Consider the following 26,618-nt stretch of genomic DNA (forward strand, 5'->3'; position numbering starts at 1 on the left):
ATTTGATAACTAAATAAAAACAAGGTCATTTCACCTTGTTTTAAAAGCAGGTTCAATGAAGTTTATTCTTGAGAAAAAAGATCCTAATAGTAAAGCGAGGGCAGGAGTCATAAAAACAGATCATGGGGAAATTCAAACCCCTATTTTTATGCCTGTCGGAACAGCCGGGTCTGTTAAGGCAGTTCACCAAAGGGAACTGACCTATGATGTTAAAGCACAGATTATACTTGGAAATACCTACCATTTATACCTCAGGCCGGGGCTGGACATATTGGAAAAGGCAGGAGGCCTTCACAAATTCAATGGTTGGAATAAGCCCATTCTTACGGATAGTGGGGGGTATCAGGTTTTTTCATTGGCAGGTACGCGAAAAATCACCGAAAATGGAGTGATTTTTAAGTCCCATATTGATGGCTCCAAGCATACCTTTACCCCCGAAAATGTGATGGATATCCAGCGCAGGATTGGGGCGGATATTATCATGGCTTTTGATGAATGTACGCCCTATCCTTGTGAGTATGGATATGCCAGAAAATCCATGGAAATGACCCACCGTTGGTTAAAAAGGTGCATAGACAGGGTTGATGCCACCGAAGGTCTATATGGGTATAGTCAAACATTGTTTCCCATAGTCCAAGGGAGTGTTTATAAAGACTTAAGGAAACAATCAGCAGAATTTGTGGCATCCTGTGACCAGGCAGGGAATGCGATTGGGGGACTTTCTGTTGGAGAGCCGGCTGAGATGATGTATGAAATGACCGAACTCGTTACGGAGATTTTGCCTGAGGATAAACCCCGTTATTTAATGGGGGTTGGAACTCCAGCCAACATCCTTGAAGGGATTGCCCTTGGGGTAGATATGTTTGACTGTGTAATGCCTACCCGTAATGCCCGAAATGGTATGTTGTTTACCACTGAAGGGATTTTAAATATGCGGAATGAAAAATGGAAAGATGACTTTTCTCCTATTGATCCTGGTCTAAACAGTTATGTGAGTAATTTTTATTCTAAAGCTTATCTAAGACATTTGACCATAAGCAAGGAAATATTGGCTGCCCAAATTGCCAGTATCCATAATTTAAGTTTTTACCTTTGGCTGGTAGGAGAAGCCAGAGAAAAAATAAAATCAGGAGAGTTTGATAGTTGGAAAAGAGATATGGTAAAAAAGGTAAGCAGAAGATTATAATTCCTTCAGTCAAATCATAATGCCCCACCAACCATACTTAATAAGGAGTAGGTAGTGGTGGATTGGTGATCTAAAATACTCTTATTCCCAGTTTCAGTTATTAAATAAATGAGTTTTAGTGCTGGGAATTATTTAGGCTTGTATCCAACTGGCCGAATCCTCCGTTGAAAAGAGGAGTCATCAGTTTTGAAAAAATAAATCAAGAACATGAAAATACTGGACAAACTTATTATCAAGGATTTCCTCAAAACCTATTTTTTTGTGGTTTTGATGCTGATCATGATTGTCCTCGTATTGGATTTTACGGAAAAAAATGATGCTTATATCAGGAACAATGTTCCAACCGATGAGATCCTGAAGTACATGTTCAATTATGGTTTGTACCTCAATAATCTGCTTACTCCAATTACAGTATTTATTTCGGTAATATTTATTACTTCCAGGATGGCAGGGAGAACGGAGATAGTGGCCATTTTGAGTAGTGGGGTGAGTTTTTTACGTATGTTGCGGCCCTTTATAATCGGAGCATCTTTAATTGCCTTGGCTAGCTTTTTATTAAATGGTTGGGTATTACCAGGGGCCACAGCTGGAGTGTATAACTTTAAAATGGAGTATTTGGAGGATAATAAAAATTTTGATCAGTCCAATATTCATATCAAAGTAGCACCGGATGTCTATGCTTATCTTTCCAGGTATTATACCAGCGGAAAAACCGGGTATTCATTCACCCTTGAAAAGGTTCAGGATGGAGAGTTGTTAGCAAAGTTATCTGCTGACAAAATTGTTTGGGACACTGCCAAAAATGCATGGGAAGTTAGAAATTGGAGGTTGAGGGAGTTGGAGGAAATGGGCGAAAAATATACCGTTGGGGAGTCCTTGGATACAGTACTTTCCATTACTCCTAAGGATTTTGATCTCCCTGAAAATCACCATGAAACGTTAAATCTTCCGGAATTGAGCGAACAGATAAAGATCCTGGAGGATCGCGGGGCGGATAATGTCAGCTTTTATAAGATTGAGCGTTATGTAAGATTTATGTCTCCTTTTGCTGCGATCATCCTGACTTTTATTGGTGTAATTGTTTCTTCCAAAAAGACGCGGGGAGGTTCAGGTTTTAAAATTGCTTTGGGCTTTTTATTGGCATTTATATATATCATTCTTTTTCTACTTTCCCGGACTTTTGCCGAAGCAGGAACTACATATCCCATGCTGGCCGTATGGATGCCTAATATCGTTTTTGCCTTGACTGGAATAGTCCTTTATTCCACAGTGCCAAGGTAATGGGGAATATTAAGAAAGGTCTTTTGAAGCTGTTTTATAACTGGTTTTTGTAAGTAAAATAATCTTCCGGCCAATTTGATATAGAGGGTTCCTGATCAAAAAGACCAAACACGGTAGAGCCAGACCCTGACATAGCTGCATAAAATGCACCTTGCTGGTATAGATTTTCCTTTATTGCCCCGATCTGAGGATGTTTTTTGAATATGCTTTCCTCAAAGTTATTTACTAATTTTTCTTTCCAAGATTTAGGGTCCATAAGTATTTCTTTAAGGGGGTGAGCAGGGCTTTTGGGGATTATTCCCGCATAAGCTTCTTGAGTGCTGATGTGTATTTTGGGCTGGACTAAAACAAGCCATCTACCCTTTAGATTTACCTCTACCTCCTCAAGGATTTCTCCGCGGCCTTTGGCCAACTGGGGTTTGTTTTGGATAAAAAAAGGGCAGTCACTGCCAAGTTCCGCGGCATAATCTTCCAAAAACCAATCCTCCAAATGAAGGTTGAAAAGCATATTCATGATTTTTAAGGCAAATGCGGCATCAGAGGATCCTCCTCCAAGGCCTGCCCCCATAGGGATGGCCTTGTGCAAATGCATACTCACATGTGGTAGGTCATTAAAGTCCTTCCTAAGCAATTTGAGGGCTTTGAAAATGAGGTTTTGTTTTTCATTGCCAGGTACTTGAAGACCGGTGTTTTTAAAAGTGGTTTTTGGGGCGGGGATCATTTCCAATGCATCACAAAGTGGAATGGGAAAAAGACAGGTTTCGATCTCGTGAAATCCATCTTTTCTTTTCTCTGTAATATGAAGGCCGAGGTTAATTTTTGCGTTTGGAAACTGTATCATACTTTAAATAAAAGTTTATAAAATGCAAAACTATAAAAACAAGTGATTAAATTTACTCACAAAGGTCTTATGAATTGTTTAATGAAAGTGAGGATTTTTACCGAATATCCAAAAATTCAAATTCAAGATTGAATTTGTTATGATTTATTTAACAAAAATTTAAATAATGTAGAAATCAGAAGATTATTCTGAATTTTGGAAAAAAATTATTTTTATAAAACAAAAAATGGTGTATGGCCATAAAAAGCTGTTTTAAATTCTTGTCCATACCCAAGAATGCAATAGTTTAATTTTTTTATCATTTTAAAAAAAGAAATAAAATATTGTAAGTGTCAATTTAGGGTTTTACTTTTGTTAAGCAATTGGAAAAAGATCAAGAAATCGGATTCACAAAACGAATAAAAGCATGTTTAGAATAGTCAGCGTCATTTCCCTTATTGTTATTCTCATTTTCACCTTAAAATGAGGCGCTAGGCTATTGTTAATACATTCATAAAGCAATAAAGTGCCTCATCTCATGAGGCACTTTTTTTTATAAGATAATAACAGAATTTAATTTTAAGCATGAGCGATTTGAAAAAGTATAGTTGGGAAATCAGTGATAATCAGGAGCATCCGGCTGGAATGGCCATGCTCTATGCCACAGGGATCAGCGATGAAAAAATGAAGCAGCCCTTTGTTGGAGTGGCAAGTTGTGGTTATGAAAGTAACCCTTGCAACATGCATTTGAATGGTTTTGCCAAGGATATAAAGGAATCCACAGACCAGGCAGATTTGGCTGGTTTTGTATTTAATACCATCGGGATCAGCGATGGTATTTCTATGGGGACCTCAGGAATGCGCTATAGCTTACCTTCCAGGGAGGTGATTGCCGATTCTGTTGAATCGTTCATTTTAGGGCATTCCTTTGATGGAGTGGTTACCGTTGCTGGATGTGATAAAAACATGCCCGGTGCGGTCATGGGAATGCTAAGGGTAAACCGTCCAGGGGTTATGGTCTTTGGCGGTACGATCCGTTCAGGAAACTATAAAGGGGAGAAATTGAATATAGTTTCTGCCTTTGAAGCTTATGGAAAGAGGATCAATGGACAGATTAATGATGAAGATTATTTGGGAGTAATCAAAAATGCCTGCCCTGGGGCAGGTGCATGTGGAGGAATGTACACTGCCAACACCATGTCTTCAGCTATTGAAGCCATGGGTTTGTCTTTACCTTATAGTTCTTCCAATCCTGCTACTTCTGAAGAAAAGAAACAAGAGTGTAGGGATATTGGTCCATATATTAAGGTGTTGTTGGAAAAGGATATCAAACCAAAAGATATCGTAACCAAGAAAAGCCTTGAAAATGCAGTTAGGGTAGTGGTAGCCCTTGGAGGTAGTACCAATGCTACCTTGCACCTTTTGGCTATTGCCAGAACTGCAGGTGTTGATTTTACTTTGGAAGATTTCAAGAGGATCAATGCTGAAACTCCAGTTTTAGGTGACTTTAAGCCAAGTGGCAAATATATGATGGAAGACCTTCACGATCAGGGTGGACTTCCTGCCTTCTTAAAATATTTCCTGAATGAAGGTTTGTTACACGGAGATTGCCTGACAGTAACCGGTAAAACCCTGGCAGAAAACTTAGCCGATGTGGAACCTATTAAGCCTTCTGTTGAAGGGGTTATCCATCCTTTGGATCAGCCCATTAAAGAATCTGGGCATCTTTGCATCTTGCATGGCAATGTGGCACCGGAAGGGGCTGTAGCAAAGATCTCTGGAAAAGAAGGGAAATCCTTTACCGGTAAGGCCAGGGTGTATGACAGTGAAGTTGAGGCCAATGAGGCCATGAAAAATAAAGAAGTGCAGAAGGGGGATGTGGTAGTAATCCGGTATGTAGGTCCAAAGGGTGGCCCGGGAATGCCAGAAATGCTGAAGCCAACTTCTATCATTATTGGAGGAGGTCTGGGTTCAGATGTGGCTTTGATCACTGATGGTAGGTTCTCCGGTGGTACCCATGGCTTTGTGGTAGGTCACGTCACTCCGGAAGCCTACACAGGAGGTCCAATTGGTTTGTTGCAAAATGGTGATGAAATCACCATTGATGCGGAAACTATGGAAATCAATACCAATGTCTCAGAGGAGGAATTTGCAGAAAGGAAGAAAAACTGGAAAAACAAAGACCTGAGCCATTTGGAAGGGACATTAAGAAAATATAGTCAACTCGTGGCCACCGCATCAGAAGGGTGTATTACAGATAAAAAATAATATAGTGAAATCAGTTGAAGCTTCCTTTTTTTGGAGGCCCGCTGAAATTGACTATCTCAAATAAATTTTATTGCACATGAAAGATTCGAGAATCAGAGGAGCTGAGATCGTAATCAAGAGTCTGGTAGCAGAAAATTCAGAATTTATTTTCGGCTATCCGGGAGGTGCTATCATGCCGGTATATGATGCACTTTATGATTACGCTGACCAAATCAAACATGTACTGACAAGACATGAACAAGGTGCCATCCATGCAGCGCAGGGTTATGCCCGGGTCTCCGGAAAAGTCGGGGTCTGCATGGCTACTTCTGGGCCTGGCGCTACCAACTTAATCACAGGTATTGCCGATGCTATGATAGATAGCACTCCTCTGGTCTGCATCACCGGGCAGGTTGCATCCGCTCTTTTGGGTACTGATGCATTTCAGGAAACCGATGTAGTGGGCTTCTCTATGCCAGGAACCAAATGGAATATCCAGGTGAGAAGGGTAGAGGATATTGCCCCTGCCATTGCCAAAGGTTTTCATATAGCCCGTTCAGGAAGACCGGGACCAGTTTTGATCGATATTACCAAAGATGCCCAGTTTGCATTAGGTGAATATAATTACGTACCTTGTTTGGGAATCAGGTCTTACCGGCCATATCCTAAAGTAGATGATGCTTCAATAGCCCAAGCTGCTGAATTGATCAACCAGGCCAAAAAGCCTTATTTGCTGTTTGGACAGGGGGTATTGATCGGCAAAGCGGAGGAAGAACTAAAGGCATTTTTGGATAAATCAGGCATTCCTGCAGCTTGTACTTTATTAGGTTCCGGTGCATTGAGTGAGGAGCATCCTCAGTATGTGGGAAAACTTGGAATGCATGGTAACTATGCGCCCAATATGTTGACCAACCAATGTGATGTGTTGATCGCTGTGGGAATGAGGTTTGATGACCGCGTGACCGGGGACTTGAAGCGCTATGCCAAACAGGCCAAGGTGATCCATTTGGAACTTGACGCTGCAGAGGTCAACAAAAATGTAAAGTGTGAGGTAGCCGTATTGGGGAATTGTAAAGAAAGCCTGAGTAAATTGATTGAAAAGGTGGACAAGAATTCCCATGATAGTTGGATGGGCGAATTCAGAAAATTGGAAGAGGAAGAAAGAAAAGTGGTTGTTTCCAGCGATCTTTTACCTACCAAAGCTGGCTTGACCATGGGAGAGGTAATACGTTATATCAATGATTTCAAAAAGGATGATGCCGTATTGGTGACTGATGTAGGGCAGCACCAAATGGTAGCTTGGAGATATTTTGATTATAAGACCAGCCGGACCCAAGTGACTTCGGGTGGTTTGGGGACAATGGGCTTTAGCTTACCAGCCGCTCTGGGTGCCCAGCTCCATGATTATAACAGACAGGTGATCTGTGTAGTGGGGGATGGAGGCATCCAAATGACCATTCAGGAACTGGGAACCATCATGCAGACCAAGGCACCTGTAAAGGTGGTATTGTTGAACAATGATTTCTTAGGAATGGTAAGACAATGGCAGCAAATGTTCTTCGATAAGCGCTATTCCTTTACTGAATTGGTTAACCCCGACTTTATCAAAATAGCCGAAGCCTATAATATGAAAGCCAATAAGGTAACAGAAAGGGAAAACCTTCGGGATTCAGTGGCAGAAATGATGGTTCACGATGGACCTTATTTCCTTGAAGTAGTTGTGGAGAAAGAAGACAATGTATTCCCGATGATCCCAACAGGTTGTTCTGTAGAAGAAGTAAGATTAAGCTAAGCACCATTTATGAATCGATATACCATATCCCTTTTTACCGAGAATTTTATCGGTATACTGAATAGAGTTACGCTCATTTTTACCAGGAGAGGTGTTAATATAGATGCCCTTACGGCCTCTGAAAGTAAAGAGGATGGGGTCCACCGGATCACAATTGAAGTGACCACGACAGAAGATCAGGTCCTTCAGATTGTGAAACAAACAGAAAAAATAGTAGAGGTCATCAAATCCTTTTATTACCGGGATGATGAGGTGGTTTATCAGGAGATTGCCCTGTATAAAATACCCATCAGCAGTTTGGATCCCGGATTGGAGAAAGTGATCAGGCAATATAATGCCAGGATCATTTCTGCAGAAAAGGAATTTGTGGTCATTGAAATGACCGGCCATAAGGAAGACACCAAGGCATTGCTGGAAATTCTTAAGGATTTTAACATTCTGGAATTTGCCAGGTCAGGCCGGGTAGCCGTGGCCAAACCCATGGGAACAATTGATAAGTATTTGAATAATTAAAAACAGACACAATGAAACTGAAATTCGGAACAGTTGAAGAGGATGTAGTAACAAGAGAAGAATTTCCTCTCGAAAAAGCTAAAGAAGTACTAAAAGACGAGGTAATTGCCGTATTGGGTTACGGGGTGCAAGGCCCTGGACAGGCATTGAACCTTAAAGATAATGGTTTCAACGTTATCGTAGGTCAAAGAAAAAATTCCAAAACTTGGGATAAAGCTGTTGCCGATGGATGGGTTCCTGGCGAAACCCTTTTTGACTTGGAAGAAGCTTGTGAAAGAGGTACTATCCTTCAGTATTTGCTTTCAGATGCAGGTCAAATCGCCCTTTGGCCCACTGTAAAAAAACACCTTACCCCAGGGAAAGCATTGTATTTCTCTCACGGTTTTGGGGTGACGTACAATGATCAAACTGGAATTGTACCTCCAAAAGATGTAGATGTGATCTTGGTAGCTCCAAAAGGATCCGGTACTTCTTTGAGAAGAATGTTCGTAGAAGGTAGAGGTTTGAACTCTTCTTTTGCCATCCATCAAGATGCTACGGGTAAAGCCAGAGATCGTGTCATTGCACTGGGTATCGGTGTTGGTTCCGGATACTTATTTGAAACTGATTTCTATAAAGAAGTGACTTCTGACCTTACTGGTGAAAGAGGAACTTTGATGGGGGCTATCCAAGGTATCTTTGCCGCCCAATATGAGGTATTGAGAGAAAATGGTCACTCCCCTTCTGAGGCTTTCAATGAAACTGTTGAGGAATTGACTCAAAGCTTGATGCCTTTAGTAGCTGAAAATGGTATGGACTGGATGTATGCCAATTGCTCTACTACTGCGCAAAGAGGTGCTCTTGACTGGTGGAAACCATTTAGAGATGCTTCCAAACCTGTTTTTGAAGAACTTTATAAGAGTGTAAAAGAAGGTAAAGAAGCTGCCAAATCCATCGAATCTAACAGTAAATCGGATTATAGAGAGAAGCTGGAGGAGGAATTGAGTGAATTGAGAGATTCAGAAATGTGGAAAGCTGGTGCGGTTGTACGTAAGCTTAGACCAGAAAATAGTTAATCCATTTCTGATCCGGAAGACTCCTGAAGAAAATATTTTCATATAAAGTACTGTCTTTAAGGAACTTCCAATACCATAAAAGCATTTAGAGGGGCAGGGCCTATGAAACAGGGGCCTTTGCCACTCTAAATTTTAGTTGATTGATAATTGAAGCGATGGAAAAGAAAACTTTATTTGACAAAGTATGGGATGCCCATGTGGTAAAGTCAGTCCCCGATGGGCCGGACGTGTTTTTTATAGATAAGCATTTTATCCATGAAGTAACCAGCCCGGTAGCCTTCCTAAACCTTGAAAACCGTGGAAACAAAGTATTGTTTCCGGAAAGAACGGTAGCCACACCTGATCACAATGTTCCTACCATAGATCAGGATAAAACAATCAAAGACAAGCTTTCCCGCATGCAGGTGGAAAAGCTTAGAGAAAATTGTAAAAAGTATGGGATCGAATTGCACGATCTGGGTACGGATCACCATGGGATTGTCCATGTGATTGGGCCTGAGTTGGGTATCACCCAACCCGGTATGACCATTGTCTGCGGAGACAGCCATACTTCAACCCATGGTGCATTTGGCGCCATTGCCTTCGGTATCGGTACTTCTGAAGTAGAAATGGTTTTTGCTTCTCAGTGTATCATGCAGAGTAAGCCTAAAAGAATGAGAATCACCGTGGATGGTGAAGTGGGCGAAGGCGTTACCTCTAAGGATATCATCCTCTATATCATTTCAAAAATTTCTGCTAGTGGTGGTACTGGTTATTTCATTGAGTATGCAGGGTCTGCTATAGAGAGCTTGAGCATGGAAGCCAGAATGACCATCTGTAATATGAGTATTGAAATGGGAGCTAGAGGGGGAATGATTGCCCCTGACGAAACCACTTTCAATTTCCTAAAAGGCAAAGAACATGCACCAAAAGGAGATGATTGGGATAAAGCAGTAGAATACTGGAAATCTCTGAAAACCGATGAAGGTGCAGAGTTTGATTTGGAATACAGCTATGATGCTTCGGATATTGAACCGATGATCACTTATGGTACCAATCCTGGTATGGGTATCAAAATCAAGGATATCATTCCAACTGTGGAAGGTATGGAAGGTAATGTCAAAAAATCCTATATCAAGTCCTTGGATTATATGGGCTTCCAACCAGGTGAACCGATCAAAGGCAAAAAGATTGATTATGTCTTTGTGGGTAGCTGTACCAACGGAAGAATAGAAGATATTAGAGCGGTTGCAGAATTCGTGAAAGGCAAGAAAAAAGCCGATAATATCACGGCTTGGATTGTACCCGGATCAAGAGAAGTGGAGAAAAAAGCCATTGAAGAAGGCTTGGTGGAAATTCTGGAAGAAGCTGGCTTCAAGCTGCGTCAACCAGGTTGTTCTGCTTGTTTGGCGATGAATGACGACAAAATTCCTTCTGGCAAATATGCCGTTTCTACTTCCAACAGAAACTTTGAAGGGCGTCAGGGACCTGGTTCCAGAACCTTATTGGCCAGTCCTTTGACCGTAGCGGCAGTTGCGATCACCGGAGAAGTAACCGATCCACGTGAATTAACATTAGCAAAAATTGACGAATAATGGCTTACGATAAGTTTACTATATTAAAAAGTACCGCTGTTCCATTGCCTTCTGAGAATGTGGACACGGACCAAATCATTCCAGCAAGATTCCTGAAAGCTACAGAAAGAAAAGGTTTTGGGGAAGCTTTGTTCAGGGATTGGAGATACGACAGTGAAGGGAATCCTAAGCCAGACTTTGTTCTTAATGACCCTACCTATTCTGGAAAAATTTTGGTAGGAGGAAAGAACTTCGGCTCTGGTTCCAGTAGGGAACACGCTGCTTGGGCCATTTATGATTATGGCTTTAGATGCGTAGTTTCAAGTTTCTTTGCAGATATCTTTAAAAATAATGCTTTGAATGTGGGCATTCTTCCGGTAACGGTAACACCTGAGTTCCTGGAAGAGATCTTTGTAGAAATTGAAAAAGACCCCAATACTGAACTGGAGGTAAATATCCATAAGCAGACTATTACTTTGCTTTCTACCGGTACCCAGGAATCATTTGAAATCAACTCTTACAAAAAAGAGAATATGATCAATGGCTTTGATGACATCGATTACCTCCTTAACATCAAGGATGATATCGTTTCATTCGAAGCTAACAAAAGATAAGAATAGGACATGCGTCTTAATAAGCAAATAGAAATCATGGATACCACCCTGAGGGATGGAGAACAGACCTCAGGGGTATCCTTTCTGCCTTCTGAAAAACTTCAGATCGCTAAGTTGCTGCTGGAGGAACTGAAGGTGGACAGGATAGAAGTGGCATCTGCCAGGGTTTCTGAAGGGGAGCTAGAAGGGGTGAAAAAAATCACGCATTGGGCCGCTGAAAAAGGCTACTTGGACCGGGTGGAAGTACTTGGTTTTGTAGACACTCCCGCCTCGGTAGACTGGTTGTCAAAGGCAGGTGCCAAAGTCCTGAACTTACTGACAAAAGGGTCGTTAAACCATTTGACCCATCAATTAAGGAAAACCCCGGAAGAGCATTTCGAAGCCATCGCCAAATGTATTGACTATGCCACAGAAAAAGGTATAGCCGTCAATGTTTATTTGGAGGATTGGAGCAGCGGAATGAAGAACTCCAAGGATTATACCTTCCGGTTGATTGATTTTTTATCTGTGCAAAAAATTAATAGGGTGATGCTTCCTGATACCTTGGGATTGCTGAAGCCTAGCCAAGTAGCAGAATTTTTATATGAAGTGACCAGGAAATTCCCTGAAATGCACTTTGACTTCCATGCCCATAATGATTATGACCTTGCTGTTGCCAATGTCTTGGAAGCAGTAACGAATGGTGCTTCCGGAATCCATACTACCATCAATGGTTTGGGAGAAAGGGCAGGAAATGCGCCTTTAGAAAGTGTTGTGGCTTGTATTACGGATTTTACCAATTTCAAGCTCAATGTCCAAGAAAACAAAATCTACCGTATCAGCAAATTGGTAGAGCAGTTTTCAGGAATGCATATTCCTTCCAATAAACCAGTGGTAGGTGAAAATGTATTTACCCAAACTGCTGGAATTCATGCAGACGGTGATAATAAGAAAAATCTTTATTTCAATGATCTGCTTCCAGAGCGGTTTGGCAGGACAAGAAAATATGCCTTGGGCAAAACTTCTGGAAAGGCAAACATTCTCAAAAATCTTATGGAGCTGGGCATTTCCCTGGAACCGGATGAACTTTCCAAGGTAACCCAAAAGATCATCGAACTGGGAGATCGCAAAGAGCGGGTGACCACCGAGGATTTACCCTATATCATTTCTGATGTACTTCAAAATAATTCCATCAAGAAGGACATCAGCATAGAAGGGTATCATATGGCCCATTCTAAAGGGTTAAAACCTACGGTGCAGCTTCGTTTGAAGGTCAAAGACCAATATTATGGGGCACATGCCTCCGGTGATGGGCAATTTGATTCTTTTATGAAAGCCCTTCACAAAATTTATAAAACATTGAACAAGACTTTGCCTAAGTTGACGGACTTTAATGTAAGTATTCCTCCAGGCGGAAAAACTGATGCCTTTGTGGAAACCGTTATCACTTGGGAATATGGAAGAATTTTCAAAACCAAAGGCTTGGACAGTGATCAAACAGTAGCTGCCATGATGGCTACTGAAAAAATGTTGAATATTTTAGAACAAATCGATACGCGTAAATCAGAAAACGTAAATTTATATGGAAATGAATATAGCGCTGCTACCCGGTGATGGTATCGGCCCTGAAGTGATTGATCAGGCGGTAAAAGTGGTTAAAGCTGTTGGAAAGAAATTTGGCCACGAATTTACTTTTAATGAAGCTGTTGTTGGTGCAACAGCAATAGATAAAACCGGGGATCCTTATCCAGATGCAACGCATGAAATTTGTATGAAGTCGGATGCAGTATTGTTTGGTGCTATTGGTGATCCTAAATATGATAATGATCCCAAGGCTAAGGTAAGACCTGAGCAGGGATTGTTGAAGATGAGAAAAAATTTGGGCCTGTTTTCCAATGTAAGACCTACTTTTACTTTCAATTCCCTTATCCATAAATCTCCCCTTAAGAAGGAAAGAATAGAAGGTACTGACTTGGTGTTTTTGAGAGAACTTACCAGCGGAATTTATTTCGGTGAGCCAAGAGGTAGAAGCGAACAAGGTGACAAAGCCTTTGACACCAATATTTATACCAAAGAAGAGATCAGTAGATTGGCTAGAATGGGCTTTGAATTTGCCCAAAAAAGAAGAAAACTGTTAACCTGCGTAGACAAGGCCAACGTTTTAGCTACTTCCAGACTTTGGAGAGAAACAGTTCAGGAACTGGAACCGGAATATCCGGATGTTAAGGTGGAATATGAATTCGTAGATGCAGTTGCCATGCGATTGATCCAATGGCCAAAAGCTTATGATGTATTGATCACCGAAAACTTGTTTGGCGATATCCTTACGGATGAAGCCAGTGTGATCAGTGGTTCTATGGGCTTGATGCCTTCCGCTTCATTAGGTACCCATGTAAAATTATTTGAGCCTATCCACGGTTCATATCCTCAAGCTGCCGGAAAGAACATTGCCAATCCATTGGCCACTGTACTTTCAGCTGCCATGATGTTTGAATATGCTTTTAATTTGCCAGAAGAAGCTAAGGCTATTTCTGATGTGGTAAACCTTTCTCTTGAAAAGGGCATAGTAACTGAAGATATTGCTGAAGGTGAAAAATCTTACTCCACTTCAGAAGTTGGAGATTGGTTGGCAGAGCAAATCTCTAAGTAATTTAGTTTACCTTTGATATGATTAGTTGAAGACGGAGTCCGAAAGGGCTCCGTTTTTTTATTTTCAAAAATTGTAATAACATTTTTTTATTTTAAGAGTCATGAACGAAACCTTAATCAAAACCATTCGCTCTATTATTCCTCTCCCCGAGGAAGAAGCCTTGAAATTGGATGCCATCTGTCATAGGGTACATTTGGAAAAAGGGGACCTATGGATCAGGGAAGGCCAGATACCTAAATATTTTGGTTTTGTGGAGCAGGGCGTTTTCCGCATTTTTTATTCTGATGTCCAAGGTAACTATGTGACCAAAAGCTTTTTTCAGGAAGGTGCTTTCCTTTCTGCCTACACTGCAATGCACCTGAATAGTCCCTCTTTTTTCAATATTGAAGCTTTGGAGGATGCTGAATTAATTTTAGTGGATTTTCAAAAATGGCTGAAACTATATGAGGATTATCACCTCTGGAAGGACTTTTTGATTGGTGTCCTCACCAAAGGCTATATGAAAAAAGAAAAGCGGGAAAGGGAATTTTTGCAGCTTTCTGCCGAAGAGCGATATAGGATTTTTTTACAAGAATATCCTGGGCTTGAAAACAGGGTGAAGCAACATTTAATTGCTTCTTACCTTGGCATTACTCCTGTAGCCCTGAGTCGTATTCGCAGGAAAATGGGGCTTGTTAACCCAGGTTAATGCTTTTGGAGTGAGTTGGAGTCAAATTGCAAAAAAAAGCAGATATGAACCTACAAAACAACACCATTTTAATCACAGGAGGAAGTTCTGGAATTGGCTTGGAATTAGCCAAGTCTTTGGCCAAGAAAAATAAAATATTGATTTGTGGAAGATCCAAAGGGAAATTGGAGGAAGCAAAAGCTCAAATCCCAGGGTCCGATATTTTTCCTTGTGACCTTTCTCTGGACCTGGACCGAAAAAACCTTTTTGAATGGGTAAAAGAAAAACATCCAGAATGTAATATGTTGGTCAATAATGCTGCCCTGGTACATAGGACTCATTTTGCCAGGGATGAACAAATGCAGGATAAAGCAGGGTTGGAAATCCAAACTAATTTGGTAGCCCCGATCATGTTAACAAAGCTTTTTTTGCCCTTGTTGGAGCAAAAGAAATATGCTGGAATTGTCAATATTACTTCAGGCTTAGTCTATGCTCCAAAAAGGGAATATCCCATCTACAATTGCACCAAGGCAGGTCTGCATTCTTTCACCCAGACTTTGAGGATGCAATTGGGAAAATCAGGAATAAAAATTATTGAAGTATTGATGCCAGTGGTTGATACGCCCTGGCATGATGGGAAAGTGCCCAAAATGGCCATCAGCGCTGAGGAAGCGGTGGGAATTATGATCAAAGGATTAGCTCAAGATGAAACTGAAATTAGGGTTGGAAAGGTGAAATTATTGTATTGGTTGAACAGAATAGCTCCCAAAATAGCATCCAAGGTAATTAATGGAGGGAATTAGGATTGATATTTTTTTTTAATTTATTGTTAATAAAATATTTATAACTTTAATTGGTTCTTCTTCCCAAAACACAATAAGTGCAAATTGACATTTGCAGCAAATTAATAAAAAATGAGCAGGAGAGTCATTTTATACATTGCCATGAGCTTGGATGGCTACATTGCCAAAGATGAAGGCAATATTGATTTTTTGAATAAAGTCGATGTGCCTGGCGAGGATTATGGATATGAAGATTTCCAGCGGAATGTGGATACGGTTATTTGGGGAAGGAAAACCTATGACAAGCTGCTTTCCTTTAATATTCCCTTTCCTCATAAGGATAAAAAATGCTTCGTACTTTCTCGAAACCAAAAAGGTAAAAATGAAGATGTGGAGTTTTATGGGGGAGGTTTAAAAGAACTTATTAGTAAGTTGAAAAGTCAAAAAGGAATGGATATTTACTGTGATGGTGGGGGAGAGGCTGTTTTTGGTCTTTTGAAAGAAAAATTGATTGACCGAATGATTGTTTCTGTAATCCCTTATTTGGTAGGAAAAGGAGTCCGTTTGTTTAAGGATGGAAGGCCGGAGCAGGATATTGAGTTGATAAAAAGTGTGGCTTACCCCTCGGGCTTAGTACAGCTCTGGTATGAAGTGAAATAACCACATAGGTTATCAAAAGGACATTAAATTTTTGTTCTTCTTATGTGCCCTATTGCTTCCTATGTGGTTATTCGATATTATTTCAAATCGGCAAATTTTTCCATGATCTCTTCAGAGATACCTGTATTGGAATATCCACCGTCATGGTAAAGGTTTTGCATAGTGACCATTCTGGTCAAATCGGAGAACATGGTCACGATATAATCGGCACAGGCTTCTGCAGAGGCATTGCCAAGGGGAGACATGGATTGGGCAAAATTGAAGAAAGCATCAAATCCACCAATTCCTGATCCCGCAGTAGTGATCGTTGGAGATTGGGAAATGGTATTGACCCTTACTTTTTTGTTTTTTCCAAACCTGTATCCAAATCCTCTGGTAATGCTTTCCAAAAGTGCTTTGGCATCAGCCATATCAGTATAAAATGGAAAAACCCTTTGGGCTGCAATGTAAGAAAGGGCCAGGATAGAACCCCATTCGTTCATTACATCTTTTTTCTCAGCCACCTGCATCATTTTGTGGAATGAAATGGCAGAAACATCATAAGATTTCATTGCCCAATCATAATTGAGGTCGCCATAGGCTTTACCTTTTCTGATGTTGGGAGACATTCCAATGGAGTGCAATAAGAAGTCAAAATTGCCTCCTAAAAATTCTTTAGCCTCATCATAAAGTTTTTCGATATCCTCTAAAGAAGTGGCATCGGCAGGGATGACAATGGTATCGCACTCTTCGGCCAATTCTTTTACAGCGCCCATTCTCATAGCGATGGGGGCATTGGTAAGGACAAATTTAGCTCCTTGCTCTTTTGCTTTCAGGGCTGTTTTCCAGGCGATGGAATTTTCATCCAGTGCTCCTGTGATGATTCCTTTTTTTCCTTTGAGTAGATTCTCAGGCATGGTATGATTTTTTAATATTGGTTCATAATATTGAGGGGTAAAAATAAGGAAAATTTATTGATTCAAAGGTTTCCTCCTATATTTACCCCTTCCTTGATGGTTCCTGTTAGGATACACTCAGTAATTCTTTGGCACTTTTGAAGGCACTTTCAGATGGATTGGCCCCAGCGATCATTTTCGCTATTTCCTGAATCCTTTCTTCAGCCTCCAGGGGCCGGATTTTACTGATTGTTTTTTCGGAACTATTATCTTTAAAAACAAAGTAATGCCTATCCCCTTTGGCGGCTACCTGAGGGAGATGGCTGATACAGATGACTTGGTGTTGCCTGGCAATTTGCTGCATCATCTTGACCATTTGCAATGCCACTTCACCTGAAATTCCCGTATCTATTTCATCAAATATAAGGGTGGGCAATGCGATTTTATCTGCCATGATATATTTGATAGCAAACATCAACCTGGAAAATTCTCCTCCGGAAGCTACTTGACGGATAGCTTGTGGCCGTATCCCTTTATTGGCTGAAAATAGGATTTCTATTTCATCAATTCCTGAGGGGGAAGGGGCCGTCAGTTGATGGTCTATTTCAATGCTGGCATTTTCCATGGCCAATTCAGCCAATAAATCAGTGATTTGCTTTCCAAAGGCCTTAAAAATGGATTTTCTCTTTTGGGATAATTCCTGCCCTTTTTTCTGCAAATCCTTTTCAGCAGCTTCCAACTCTTTTTGGAGCCTTTCCAACTCATCATCAAGATGGTCTACTTGGAATGCTTTGTCTGCCAGCTCTTTTTCAATATCCATCAATTCCTCAACAGATTGGGCGCCATGCTTTTTCTGTAGTTGATAGATTTTGCTTAATCTTTCCCTGATTTCTTCCAGCTTTTCAAAATCCACTTCGATTTTCCCGTCTTCCTCCTCCAGGCTGGCTCCAATGTCATTTACTTCAATGCAGACACTGTTAAAGCGTTCGTAGAGTTCTTCAAACTGGGGACTGAATTTTTGCAGATGCTGAAAGCCCTGATTGACCTGCATCAAAAGATTGATGACTCCCAATTGTTCCCCATGAAGCAGATCAAGATTTTCATGGATTTTGGATTTTATTTCTTCGGCATTGTCCAGGATTTCCTGCTCACTTTCCAATGCGGATTGCTCTCCTACCTGTAATTGTAATGCAGATAGTTCTTCCAATTGGAACTGGTTAAAGTCGGCTTCTTTTCTTAAAGCTGCAGCCTCGGCCTGGAGGTTCTCAAAGGCTTTTTTGGACTTTCTGAAATTTTTAAATGCCTGCGCATAGGATTCTTTTTCAGAATGGGTTCCTGCAAATGCATCCACTAATCCCAATTGGAAGTCACCAGCACCTAAGCGTAAATTGTCATGTTGTGAATGGATGTCCATTAGGGCTTTCCCCAGGGTTTTGAGGATCTCTAATTTGACAGGGGTGTCATTGACAAATGCCCTGGATTTTCCAGAGGGGGCGATTTCCCGTCTGATGATGCAGGAGGATTCAAAGTCCAGATCTTCTTTGTCAAAATAATCTTCTAGTCCGTAATTTCCTATATCAAAAACACCCTCAATGATACATTTTTTGGAAGCATCAAAAAGGGCTTTGGTATCTGCCCTGTTACCTAGCAATAAACCGACAGCTCCCAACATGATGGACTTTCCGGCACCGGTTTCCCCAGTGATCATATTCAGGGCTTGGGAAGGGGCCATTTCCAAGGATTCAATCAGTGCATAATTGGAAATGCTCAGGTTCTTCAGCATAAAGAAAATCTTTTTGTTGATGGAAGGTAAAACTAATTAAAAACCCATTATCCCTTAAGGATATCCTGGTATTTTTGGGCATTGTTGGGGTCAATTTTAAGGAGAATGTCCTTGGCCTCAGCCTGGATGCTGTCCGGGGCATTTTGTAATACCTTTCCTAATTCATCAGATTTTGCATCCATAAAGGTAATAGTCAAAATACTGCTGGGCTGTACACGGTTGACCTCCTCCAGCTTTTTAAGGGCTTCAAGGATGTTTTGATAGGCTTTTTCCCGATCATTGGTCAATAGATCCATGCCCATACGGTGGTAAAGATAAATGGCCTCACGGACTCCCCGGGTGGTTTGCGAACTATACAATTCATCAATTAACCAGTACCTGTTCCTTCTATCACTTGGGTTTTGATTCCAGCCGGGCCTGCCTGATTGTTGGGCATTGGAGACGATATTATTGGCAATTTCAAAATAAGGTTCTCCTCCTTCTAGGGCAAAGGAGTCATAATCAACCCCCAAGACTATATAAGCATAATAGGCCAAAAGGGAGGTGATGTTATTGAGATGGGAATATCTGTTAAATTCCATAGGCTGGGATTCAACAAATTCAAAAGTCCAGTTCCTGTCAACAAAATTAAACAAAAGGGTTTCATAACTGGCGCCATAAATGGGGCGTACCGCCTGTACCTGTACGGTTGCCTCAAAGAGACCAACCCTGGGCATGTTGTTGATGGTAATTAGTAAATTTCCTTTTATCCTTTCGAGGGGTTCAAATTGATCATCCGTCCAACTTCTACCATTAAGAAATTGTTCAAATGAACTTTTCATTTGTTCAAAAATGTCCCTTTCCTGGGTTCGTGCCCTGTCACTATTAATGGTTACGGTAAAATTTAATTCCTGTGCCTGAAGTTGAAAAATGAATAAAAAGGCGAAAATGGCAATAATGCTGGTTCTCATAAGGTTTAAATCTTCAGCATAAAGATAATAATTATTGTTTGGCTTAGCTTTTTGTGCTTATTTTTTTGATTGCTGATGCGATAAGAGCTGCAATTTCTTTTTTGGGAAGCAATTCAGAAACGTCCTTTTCCCCTGATGGATAATAAAAAGTCACTTTGTTGGTGTCATGTTTAAAACCGGCACCTTGGTCGTTCATGGAGTTAAGGATGATCATGTCAAAATTTTTCTTGGCCAATTTGCCTTTTGCATTTTCCTCCTCCTGTTGTGTTTCCAGGGCAAAGCCAATATGAAGTTGATGAGAGGATTTTTCCTGGCCCAAGTTTGCAGCGATATCCACATTCTTTTTCAATGCAATGGACATGTCATCTGCTTTCTTCTTCATTTTTTCTTTAGCGGGAAGAGCAGGGGTATAGTCAGCCACAGCTGCTGCAAAAATGCATATATCTGCCGCATTATGCCTTTCTTTTGCTGCCTCGTACATTGATTGGGCATGAGTGACTGGAATGGTCCGGATATTTGGGTGTTGGGTACTCACTTGGCTGGGGCCTAGAATAAGATCTACTTGAGCGCCCCTGGTTGCCATTTCTTCTGCTATGGCAAGCCCCATCTTTCCACTGGAGTGATTACCAATATACCTGACAGGATCAATAGGCTCTTGGGTTGGGCCAGCGGTAATAAGAACCTTTTTTCCTTTAAAGTCGGATTTTGAATAAAAATGCTGAATGATAGCTTCCAGGATATTTTCTGGCTCCATCATTCGCCCTTGCCCGCTTAAACCACTGGCAAGCTCCCCGCTTTCTGCATCCAAGATGTGGTTTCCATATTGCCTGAGGGTTTGTAGATTGGCTTTGACGGCAGGGTGCTGGTACATATCCAAATCCATGGCTGGTGCAACCATTACCGGACATCTTGCCGAAAGGTAAGTGGCAACTAATAAATTATCTGAATTGCCATTAGCCATTTTGGAAAGGGTGCTGGCACTCAGTGGGGCTATCAAAAATAAATCTGCCCAAAGTCCTAAATCAACATGGTTGTTCCATTCTCCAGTGTCTTTGATTTGGAATTTTTGATATACAGGCCTTTTGGAGAGGGTGGATAAAGTCAGTGGAGTGATAAAATCAAGAGCAGAAGTACTCATGATAATTTGTACTTCTGCTCCTTCTTTGACCAATAGTCTGGTCAGGTGTGCTGATTTGTAAGCAGCAATGCTGCCCGTTACTGCAAGTAATATGCGTTTCCCCTTCAGTTGCATGGGGATTATTCTTCAGTATTTTCTTCTTCAGGGTATCGGAAATAAACTTTTCCTTCCATGAATTCTTCCATTGCCAATGTGCTTGGCTTTGGCATTCTTTCATAAAACTTGGAGATTTCAATTTGCTCCTTGTTTTCGAAAACCTCTTCTAAGTTGTCTACAGAGGAGGCAAATTCAGAAAGTTTGTTGTTCAATTCTTCCTTATTGGCCAGAGAGATTTGTTTGGCCCTTTGGGAAACAATATGAATGGACTCATAAATATTGCCAGAGATTTCTGCGACCTTGTCCAGATCCCGGGTAATGATGGATGGATTGACTGCCATATGATTCAATTAATAGTTTTGCTTATTTATTAGTACATCTGTTCGGAATCCACAAGGCTTTCTTTCTTTTTGGCCTCTTCCGCAGCTTTTTTTGCAGCTGCGGTACGTTCTTCGTATTCCGTTTTTATCTTTCTATGCGAAGTAAGTTCTGCTTTTGTTTCATTTATCAAGTTGTTCACCTTGCTCAGGTATTCGCTTTCCGGATACTTTCTTTTAAACTCTTCTCCAAATTCCAATGCCTGGTTGAGCCTTTCTTCTTTTTTGGAGAAAATGCTCCTTTCTCCATATGCGGAACTAACCTCTACCAATTTATAAGCTAATTCCTCATTGTGCTCACTATTGGGGTAAGTTTCTGCAAAATTTTGGAAGTTAACGATGCAGGCTAGGTAAAATTGGCCTGGGAAAAGCCCTTCGGTAAGCCTGTAATACATTTTGGACTCCTCGTAAGCTTTCTTTTCAAAACGGCTTTGAAGGTCTTCTATCATCGAAAGTGCTCTTTCATAAGAGTCCGATTTGGGGAACCTATTGATAAATTGTTGGATGGCTGAAACAGCCTCCTTACTGCTTGATTGGTCCAAGTTATAGTCTGGAGCATCTTTATACAGGGAGTATGCATGCATGAATAAAGCCTCCTCTGCTAATGGACTCCGGTTATAACTTTGAAAGAAAGTTTTAAAATAGCCCGCTGCCTCGAGGTATCTTTTCATTCGGAAATGAGCATAAGCATAGTTGAATTGGGCCAACTCAGAACGCTCACTTCCCCGAATAACCGGCATCACCTTGTCGTAAAGGATAATGGCCTTGTTGTATTCCCCCTCCTGGTAGTACTCATTGGCGGCTTCGTAGATTTCATCCCAGTTGGTGCTTTTTTCCAACTTATAGAACTTCCCACAAGCGCCCAGGGCCAAAAGGGTAATAAGGAACAGTATATGCGTAATTCTTCTCTTCATCATTTTTCAATCTGCAAATATAATGGAAATAGACTGGGTTTCAAATTTTGTTGTCCTGCATGAATAGGAATTATTTCTTGACAACGAGTTTTTTGGTGACGATATTTTTGCTGTCAACAATTAAGGTATAAAAATAAACTCCCGGATTATAATCGTTAACGTTGATCAATAGGGTGTTTTGCTCTGGGGAGAGAGTGTATTCATCAATGAAATTTCCTATAAAACTGTTGATAACCAACTTGATATTGGCATTGGGATCTTTGATTTTATAATCAATTTGTGCGGTTCTATAACTTGGGTTAGGATAAACACTTCCCAATGAAATGGATTCATGGTCCACTTCACTTTCGGAGCCACTTGGGGAAAATACCTCGTATACCGATTCAATAAGAAATACATCTCTTAAGTTATCTGGATTGGAAAAGTGGAGGTCAAATGTGCCTTTTGTTTCTGTAATGCCCAAATCAAACTCTATGTATAGGTCGGTGAAAATTTCCCCTGGCTCTAGGTTTAATTTTATTTTGGCCAAATCCTTTCTCGGGTCATAGCATTGGTCACCAATGCAGACCTTGATGTCCTGTGAGGAGCCGATGTTTCCCCTCATAAATTTCAAAACGTATTCTTTGGCTTTTGAGGATTCATTTTGAAGGATTACGGATTTCCGTTGGGTAGAATTGATTTTTCCGTTAAAAGTGATGTTCTCGCTAAGCACACGCACCTGCCTGGCTTCAGTTTCTGTATACTGAAGCAACATAAAAATAATGGCACATAGCGATAAAAAATTTTTCATGTATATGTTTGACCAATAAGTGTTTCTTTAAATGGATTAACTGTCAAAATTATATACGAATAAAAATACTGATTTGATTCCTTCTTTTAAAGGATTCAGGGTTAAAAAATGTTAAGCTCAATAAAATTTTTTTTAAAATTATTCGTTTCTTCGATCTCTTTGTAAAAAATCTTTGTAAGACTTTGGATATTAAGCTTTGATTTTCGAATCCTTTCACAAAAAACGCTGGATTTTTTCATGGTCAGGGTAGGGTATAACTACATCTGGCTCCAGGAAAAAATTAAATGGATCTGCCTCTTTTCTGACTGGAGTTCTCCAATTCCTGATAATTTCCATTGTAGGCCTTTCATCTACCCGCCAATCAAAACCTTTTAATCTGGTTTCTTCCTCTTGAATCATAAAGGTTGGGGTAAACGAGGCTTCCGGTTTTACAGTATGATTAATTTTCACTACTTCGCCATCCTCAAAGTGCATGAAGATTTTACCGCATAATAATTTGTTGAGGCCTTTCATTGTGGTATCATTTTCCAGAGCAAAATAAAGGGATTCCCCATTGCCTTCCACATCCAGACGGGTCAGATCCCCTTCAGTAAAATGCCCGGTCATTTCCCGTCCTTTTATTTGGTTATAATTTTTAAGTGTGTCTGTGGTTATGGCAAAAGCATTTTTTCTTAAAAAAGCTTTGTCAATATCTTCATTGGCAATTAGGAAATGGATGCTGTCAGCAGAAATTTGGCTGTCATTGTTCCATAATAAGGGGTCATCATAAAGGTAAATGGTGGAATCCGAATAATGGTAAACTGTGGAGTCAGCTCTTCCTGCTAAATCCCCTTTTATCAATCGCATATTAGCAAATGCCTTCAAATATCGAATGGAAGCTTTTTCACTGTCTTGGCTAATCAGGGTGTCTGCGATCATGTATAGCGTGTCAGACTCAAAATATTTCTGAACCAAAGCATTACCATAAACTTTGGAATATTTGCGTTCTTCCCAGTATTTCCCTTCTTCCCCGAAAATTTCCACTTTCCTTTCCTTGTGAAAGATACTTACATTTTTCTGGGCTTCGTAATACTTTTTATTTTCATCATAATAGAGGGTTTCTCCCATTACCCTAGATTCTTCTGAATCTACCTCGCCCTCAAAAAACCTGAAAATCTTTTTCTCGGTATCATAGAAACTTCCCTTTTTGGCATTCAACTTATTGCCTTCCTTGGAAATGATATTGGTAATGCCTTCAGTTTCTGCCGTCTTAGGGACTGTTTTATAATATAGGATATTGGATCTTAAAGTATATTCTGGGTTCTCCAGAACCACGTCTTCCGTAAAGGTGATTTTTTCGATTTGGGTGTTGTAAAGGCCTTTTTCACTGGTTAGTACATTCGTGGTATCCACAACTTTTCCGGAATTGAAATAATTGGCTATCCCATTGTTTCGGTTATAATCAAGGAAGTTGGTATAAAGGGTTGTTCCTTCATTTTTGAAGACTACATTAGTTCTGAGTTTGGCTACCCTGGTATTGCCGTCATACTCCGCGTAATGGCTGGTGGTGGTTACCGGGTCTTTTTGGTCTTCGATTTTTACATTTCCAAAAAGCTTGGCAATATTTTCCTGGCTGTAAAAATGGGCAGAATCACAGTATATCATAGAATTTTGATGCTTCATGATCACATCCTTGATCAATCGCTCAAAACCACGGCCACCCCGGAGGCTTTCTGCCTGGATGATTTCCAACTGATTATTAGCCGAAGTGCCACTGGTTTGGGCACTTGACATTCCCCAACTAATAAAATATAGAAATAGAAAGTATGTGAATTTCTTTTTTTGCATTATCCCTTTTATCAACGGCAAAATTAATCAAAAATGGTACTTTTGATTCATGCTTGAACAGTTTATCCGTCATATACGAGAAAAAAATCTTTTGGATACTGAAAAAAGGTACCTGCTCGCTATCAGCGGTGGTTTGGATAGTGTATGCTTGGCCAAATTGCTTAAGCTAGGAGGGATTCCTTTTGCGATGGCCCATTGTAATTTTGGATTACGAGGGGAGGAAAGCAATGAAGATGAGGCCTTTGTCCGCTCATTAGCATCTGAATGGGGGGTGGAGGTATTTGTAAATAAAATGGAAACCAAAGCCTTTGCCGCTGAAAAAGGAATTTCTACCCAGATGGCAGCCAGGGACCTTCGATACCAATGGTTTGGAGAATTGGCGAAAGAACACCATATGGATGGAATATTGGTTGCCCATCACGCCGATGATCAATTGGAAACCATTCTTCTTAACTTGTTAAGGGGGACAGGCATTGATGGAATATTCGGTATGGCAGAGGTAAGAGGCAATATAATCAGACCATTACTTACATTTGACAGGGCCCAATTGGAGGGGTTTGCTGCAAAAGAAAAACTGGCTTGGCGGGAAGACAGCTCTAATGCCAAAAGTGATTACAAACGGAATTTTTTAAGAAATGAAGTTTTGCCATTGATAAAAAAGTTTGACCCAATGGCATTGGAAAACTTGAGTCAGAGTTTTACCCGACTAAAAGATGGAGGCAAGGCTTTTTTTTATTTGTATGAACAATGGTTAAATGAACATTTGGTTAGGGAAGGGGATTTCCAGTGCCTTCCTGCCAAGGTATTGGAAAACGTTCCTGGGCAAAAGTCTCTGTTGTTTTATTGGCTTAGGGAATTTGGGTTTAATGCTTCCCAGATGGATGATCTGTTGACTAGTATTTCCCTTGGAGAATCGGGGAAAAGTTTTTTCTCTGAGGGCTATTTGGTCAATTTGGACCGGGAATACATTTATTTGGGTGAAAAATCAAAAGAAACTCTGCCCACTCAAATTGATAAGACCGATTTTGGGTTTGAAGTTGGGGACAATTATTATGACCTTATGGTGCTGAGGGAAATGGATGAATTGGACAACAATCCACATAATGCCATGCTTGACCGGGATAAACTGAAGTTCCCCTTATTACTTAGAAAATGGGAGGAAGGGGATAAATTCCGGCCATTAGGGATGAGAAAATTTAAAAAAATAAGTGATTTTTTGATAGATTTGAAGGTACCCCTTATTCAGAAAAGAAAGGTAAGGGTACTGTGTACTGCCAATGGAGAGATTGCTTGGGTCATGGGATACAGGGTGGATGACCGTTTTAAACTTACATCTGCGACCAATACTGTGTTATATATAAAACAAAAATAGCTGAAGATGCTTAATCCTTTTAAAAGAACTTACAGTGAATCGGAATTGGAATTATTTGATTTTTTATCTAAAACCCAATTTTTCAATAAGTTGATGTATTCGGAGATGTACCATTTTTTATCCGCCATTCATTACCGTAAATACCTTAGGGGAGAAGTGGTTTTTTTTAGAAATGACCCCAGTCAGGCTTTGTACATTGTCAAAAAAGGATTAATCACCTTAAATATTGATATTAAAGATAACTTTGAAACCATCTTAAAGGTAAGGAAAGGAGTGGCATTTGGGGAAAATTCCCTTTTACAGGATGCAAAAAGAATTTACACTGCATTAGTGGAGTCTGAAGAAGCTGAATTGGTGGTTATTCCCAATTACGCTATCCAGGAGGTTTTTGACAGCAGTCCCAGGATCAAAGCCAAAATGCTGGATTCCCTGGCCGAGTTTTATAATAAAAATAATAACCAACTTTTTTCAGCTTACCAAAATTCTTTTGGCTTCTTTAATCTAAGACAAATGTTTGAGTAGGTTGATTGCGAATTAGGATAAGGGGCAAAATTTAGTTGTTTTTTTGAAAGAAGGAAGCATATAAAAAATAGCTTTTGGGTGGGTTGTGAAGCCGTTTTTTGTGCAAATGTTGCGTAAATGCTTTTTGGTGGTTAAAAATCAGGGCGAAATCCATCAACAAATCAGGATATTGCTT

24 protein-coding genes are annotated in these 26,618 nt (G+C 40.4%); 15 read left to right on the top strand and 9 right to left on the bottom strand.

The genetic code is table 11. The features are described 5' to 3' along the window. Positions 1-55 precede the first annotated feature (55 nt). Together tgt and QWY93_RS10260 are read left to right on the top strand one after the other, a co-directional pair. Complete coding sequence (tgt, locus tag QWY93_RS10255; protein WP_290248143.1) at positions 56-1,186, top strand: tRNA guanosine(34) transglycosylase Tgt; 1,131 nt, start codon at positions 56-58, stop codon at positions 1,184-1,186. A gap of 207 nt (positions 1,187-1,393) precedes the next feature. Beyond that, positions 1,394-2,467: an LptF/LptG family permease gene (locus QWY93_RS10260; RefSeq protein ID WP_290248144.1), complete on the top strand. Its 1,074-nt coding sequence runs from the start codon at positions 1,394-1,396 to the stop codon at positions 2,465-2,467. A 34-nt stretch (positions 2,468-2,501) separates the two neighbouring features. Here QWY93_RS10260 and ispE read toward each other — a convergent pair whose 3' ends face one another. Next, positions 2,502-3,308 carry a 4-(cytidine 5'-diphospho)-2-C-methyl-D-erythritol kinase gene (gene ispE / locus QWY93_RS10265; protein WP_290248145.1) on the bottom strand — a complete coding sequence of 269 codons (807 nt, stop codon included), beginning with the start codon at positions 3,306-3,308 and terminating at the stop codon, positions 2,502-2,504. Between the two features lie 564 nt (positions 3,309-3,872). On the opposite strand from ispE, the gene ilvD reads away from it, so the two are divergent. The 11 genes from ilvD to QWY93_RS10320 all read left to right on the top strand — a co-directional run bounded on the left by ilvD (position 3,873) and on the right by QWY93_RS10320 (position 15,799). After that, positions 3,873-5,555: a dihydroxy-acid dehydratase gene (gene ilvD / locus QWY93_RS10270; RefSeq protein ID WP_290248146.1), complete on the top strand. Its 1,683-nt coding sequence runs from the start codon at positions 3,873-3,875 to the stop codon at positions 5,553-5,555. Between the two features lie 76 nt (positions 5,556-5,631). Continuing rightward, on the top strand, positions 5,632-7,326 hold the full coding sequence (gene ilvB, locus QWY93_RS10275; RefSeq protein WP_290248148.1) for a biosynthetic-type acetolactate synthase large subunit: 1,695 nt from the start codon (positions 5,632-5,634) through the stop codon (positions 7,324-7,326). Between the two features lie 9 nt (positions 7,327-7,335). Beyond that, entirely contained in the window at positions 7,336-7,839 is a 504-nt protein-coding gene (gene ilvN / locus QWY93_RS10280) for an acetolactate synthase small subunit (RefSeq protein WP_290248149.1), read from the top strand. A gap of 11 nt (positions 7,840-7,850) precedes the next feature. Further along, positions 7,851-8,894: a ketol-acid reductoisomerase gene (gene ilvC / locus QWY93_RS10285; RefSeq protein WP_290248150.1), complete on the top strand. Its 1,044-nt coding sequence runs from the start codon at positions 7,851-7,853 to the stop codon at positions 8,892-8,894. Between the two features lie 155 nt (positions 8,895-9,049). Further along, entirely contained in the window at positions 9,050-10,468 is a 1,419-nt protein-coding gene (leuC, locus tag QWY93_RS10290; protein ID WP_290248151.1) for a 3-isopropylmalate dehydratase large subunit, read from the top strand. After that, on the top strand, positions 10,468-11,061 hold the full coding sequence (leuD, locus tag QWY93_RS10295) for a 3-isopropylmalate dehydratase small subunit (protein ID WP_290248152.1): 594 nt from the start codon (positions 10,468-10,470) through the stop codon (positions 11,059-11,061). Before leuC ends, leuD begins: the two co-directional genes overlap by 1 nt. Before the next feature lie 9 nt (positions 11,062-11,070). Beyond that, a complete protein-coding gene (locus QWY93_RS10300) occupies positions 11,071-12,654 on the top strand; it encodes a hydroxymethylglutaryl-CoA lyase-like TIM-barrel protein (protein WP_290248153.1) in 1,584 nt (527 codons plus the stop codon). Further along, on the top strand, positions 12,623-13,690 hold the full coding sequence (gene leuB, locus QWY93_RS10305; RefSeq protein ID WP_290248154.1) for a 3-isopropylmalate dehydrogenase: 1,068 nt from the start codon (positions 12,623-12,625) through the stop codon (positions 13,688-13,690). The genes QWY93_RS10300 and leuB overlap by 32 nt, the downstream gene beginning before the upstream one ends. A 100-nt stretch (positions 13,691-13,790) precedes the next feature. Then, on the top strand, positions 13,791-14,378 hold the full coding sequence (locus QWY93_RS10310) for a Crp/Fnr family transcriptional regulator (RefSeq protein ID WP_290248155.1): 588 nt from the start codon (positions 13,791-13,793) through the stop codon (positions 14,376-14,378). Positions 14,379-14,422: 44 nt separating this feature from the next. Then, positions 14,423-15,160: an SDR family oxidoreductase gene (locus tag QWY93_RS10315; protein ID WP_290248156.1), complete on the top strand. Its 738-nt coding sequence runs from the start codon at positions 14,423-14,425 to the stop codon at positions 15,158-15,160. 111 nt (positions 15,161-15,271) lie between these two features. After that, positions 15,272-15,799, top strand: a complete 528-nt coding sequence (locus QWY93_RS10320; RefSeq protein WP_290248157.1) for a dihydrofolate reductase family protein — start codon at positions 15,272-15,274, stop codon at positions 15,797-15,799. Between the two features lie 77 nt (positions 15,800-15,876). Here QWY93_RS10320 and QWY93_RS10325 read toward each other — a convergent pair whose 3' ends face one another. The 8 genes from QWY93_RS10325 to QWY93_RS10360 all read right to left on the bottom strand — a co-directional run bounded on the left by QWY93_RS10325 (position 15,877) and on the right by QWY93_RS10360 (position 24,495). After that, positions 15,877-16,695, bottom strand: coding sequence for an enoyl-ACP reductase FabI (locus QWY93_RS10325; RefSeq protein WP_290248158.1), 819 nt, complete (start codon positions 16,693-16,695; stop codon positions 15,877-15,879). 106 nt (positions 16,696-16,801) lie between these two features. Beyond that, on the bottom strand, positions 16,802-18,457 hold the full coding sequence (gene recN / locus QWY93_RS10330; RefSeq protein ID WP_290248160.1) for a DNA repair protein RecN: 1,656 nt from the start codon (positions 18,455-18,457) through the stop codon (positions 16,802-16,804). Positions 18,458-18,504: 47 nt separating this feature from the next. Next, on the bottom strand, positions 18,505-19,407 hold the full coding sequence (gene porD / locus QWY93_RS10335; RefSeq protein WP_290248161.1) for a type IX secretion system protein PorD: 903 nt from the start codon (positions 19,405-19,407) through the stop codon (positions 18,505-18,507). 43 nt (positions 19,408-19,450) lie between these two features. Further along, positions 19,451-20,659 (bottom strand): bifunctional phosphopantothenoylcysteine decarboxylase/phosphopantothenate--cysteine ligase CoaBC, encoded by a 1,209-nt coding sequence (coaBC, locus tag QWY93_RS10340; protein WP_290248162.1) that lies wholly within the window; start codon positions 20,657-20,659, stop codon positions 19,451-19,453. A 5-nt stretch (positions 20,660-20,664) separates the two neighbouring features. After that, positions 20,665-20,982, bottom strand: coding sequence for a DNA-directed RNA polymerase subunit omega (locus QWY93_RS10345; protein ID WP_290248163.1), 318 nt, complete (start codon positions 20,980-20,982; stop codon positions 20,665-20,667). Positions 20,983-21,011: 29 nt separating this feature from the next. Beyond that, positions 21,012-21,932 carry an outer membrane protein assembly factor BamD gene (locus tag QWY93_RS10350; protein ID WP_290248852.1) on the bottom strand — a complete coding sequence of 307 codons (921 nt, stop codon included), beginning with the start codon at positions 21,930-21,932 and terminating at the stop codon, positions 21,012-21,014. Positions 21,933-22,002: 70 nt separating this feature from the next. After that, positions 22,003-22,722 (bottom strand): T9SS type A sorting domain-containing protein, encoded by a 720-nt coding sequence (locus tag QWY93_RS10355; RefSeq protein WP_290248164.1) that lies wholly within the window; start codon positions 22,720-22,722, stop codon positions 22,003-22,005. A gap of 213 nt (positions 22,723-22,935) precedes the next feature. Next, complete coding sequence (locus tag QWY93_RS10360; protein ID WP_290248165.1) at positions 22,936-24,495, bottom strand: OstA-like protein; 1,560 nt, start codon at positions 24,493-24,495, stop codon at positions 22,936-22,938. 103 nt (positions 24,496-24,598) lie between these two features. Here QWY93_RS10360 and tilS point away from each other — a divergent pair, with 103 nt between their 5' ends. Both tilS and QWY93_RS10370 read left to right on the top strand, forming a co-directional pair. Next, positions 24,599-25,921, top strand: a complete 1,323-nt coding sequence (gene tilS / locus QWY93_RS10365; RefSeq protein ID WP_290248166.1) for a tRNA lysidine(34) synthetase TilS — start codon at positions 24,599-24,601, stop codon at positions 25,919-25,921. Positions 25,922-25,927: 6 nt separating this feature from the next. Next, complete coding sequence (locus tag QWY93_RS10370; RefSeq protein ID WP_290248167.1) at positions 25,928-26,443, top strand: Crp/Fnr family transcriptional regulator; 516 nt, start codon at positions 25,928-25,930, stop codon at positions 26,441-26,443. The last annotated feature ends 175 nt before the right edge of the window (positions 26,444-26,618 follow it).

The sequence above is a fragment of the Echinicola jeungdonensis genome (genome assembly GCF_030409905.1).
Classification (GTDB): Bacteria; Bacteroidota; Bacteroidia; order Cytophagales; family Cyclobacteriaceae; genus Echinicola; species Echinicola jeungdonensis.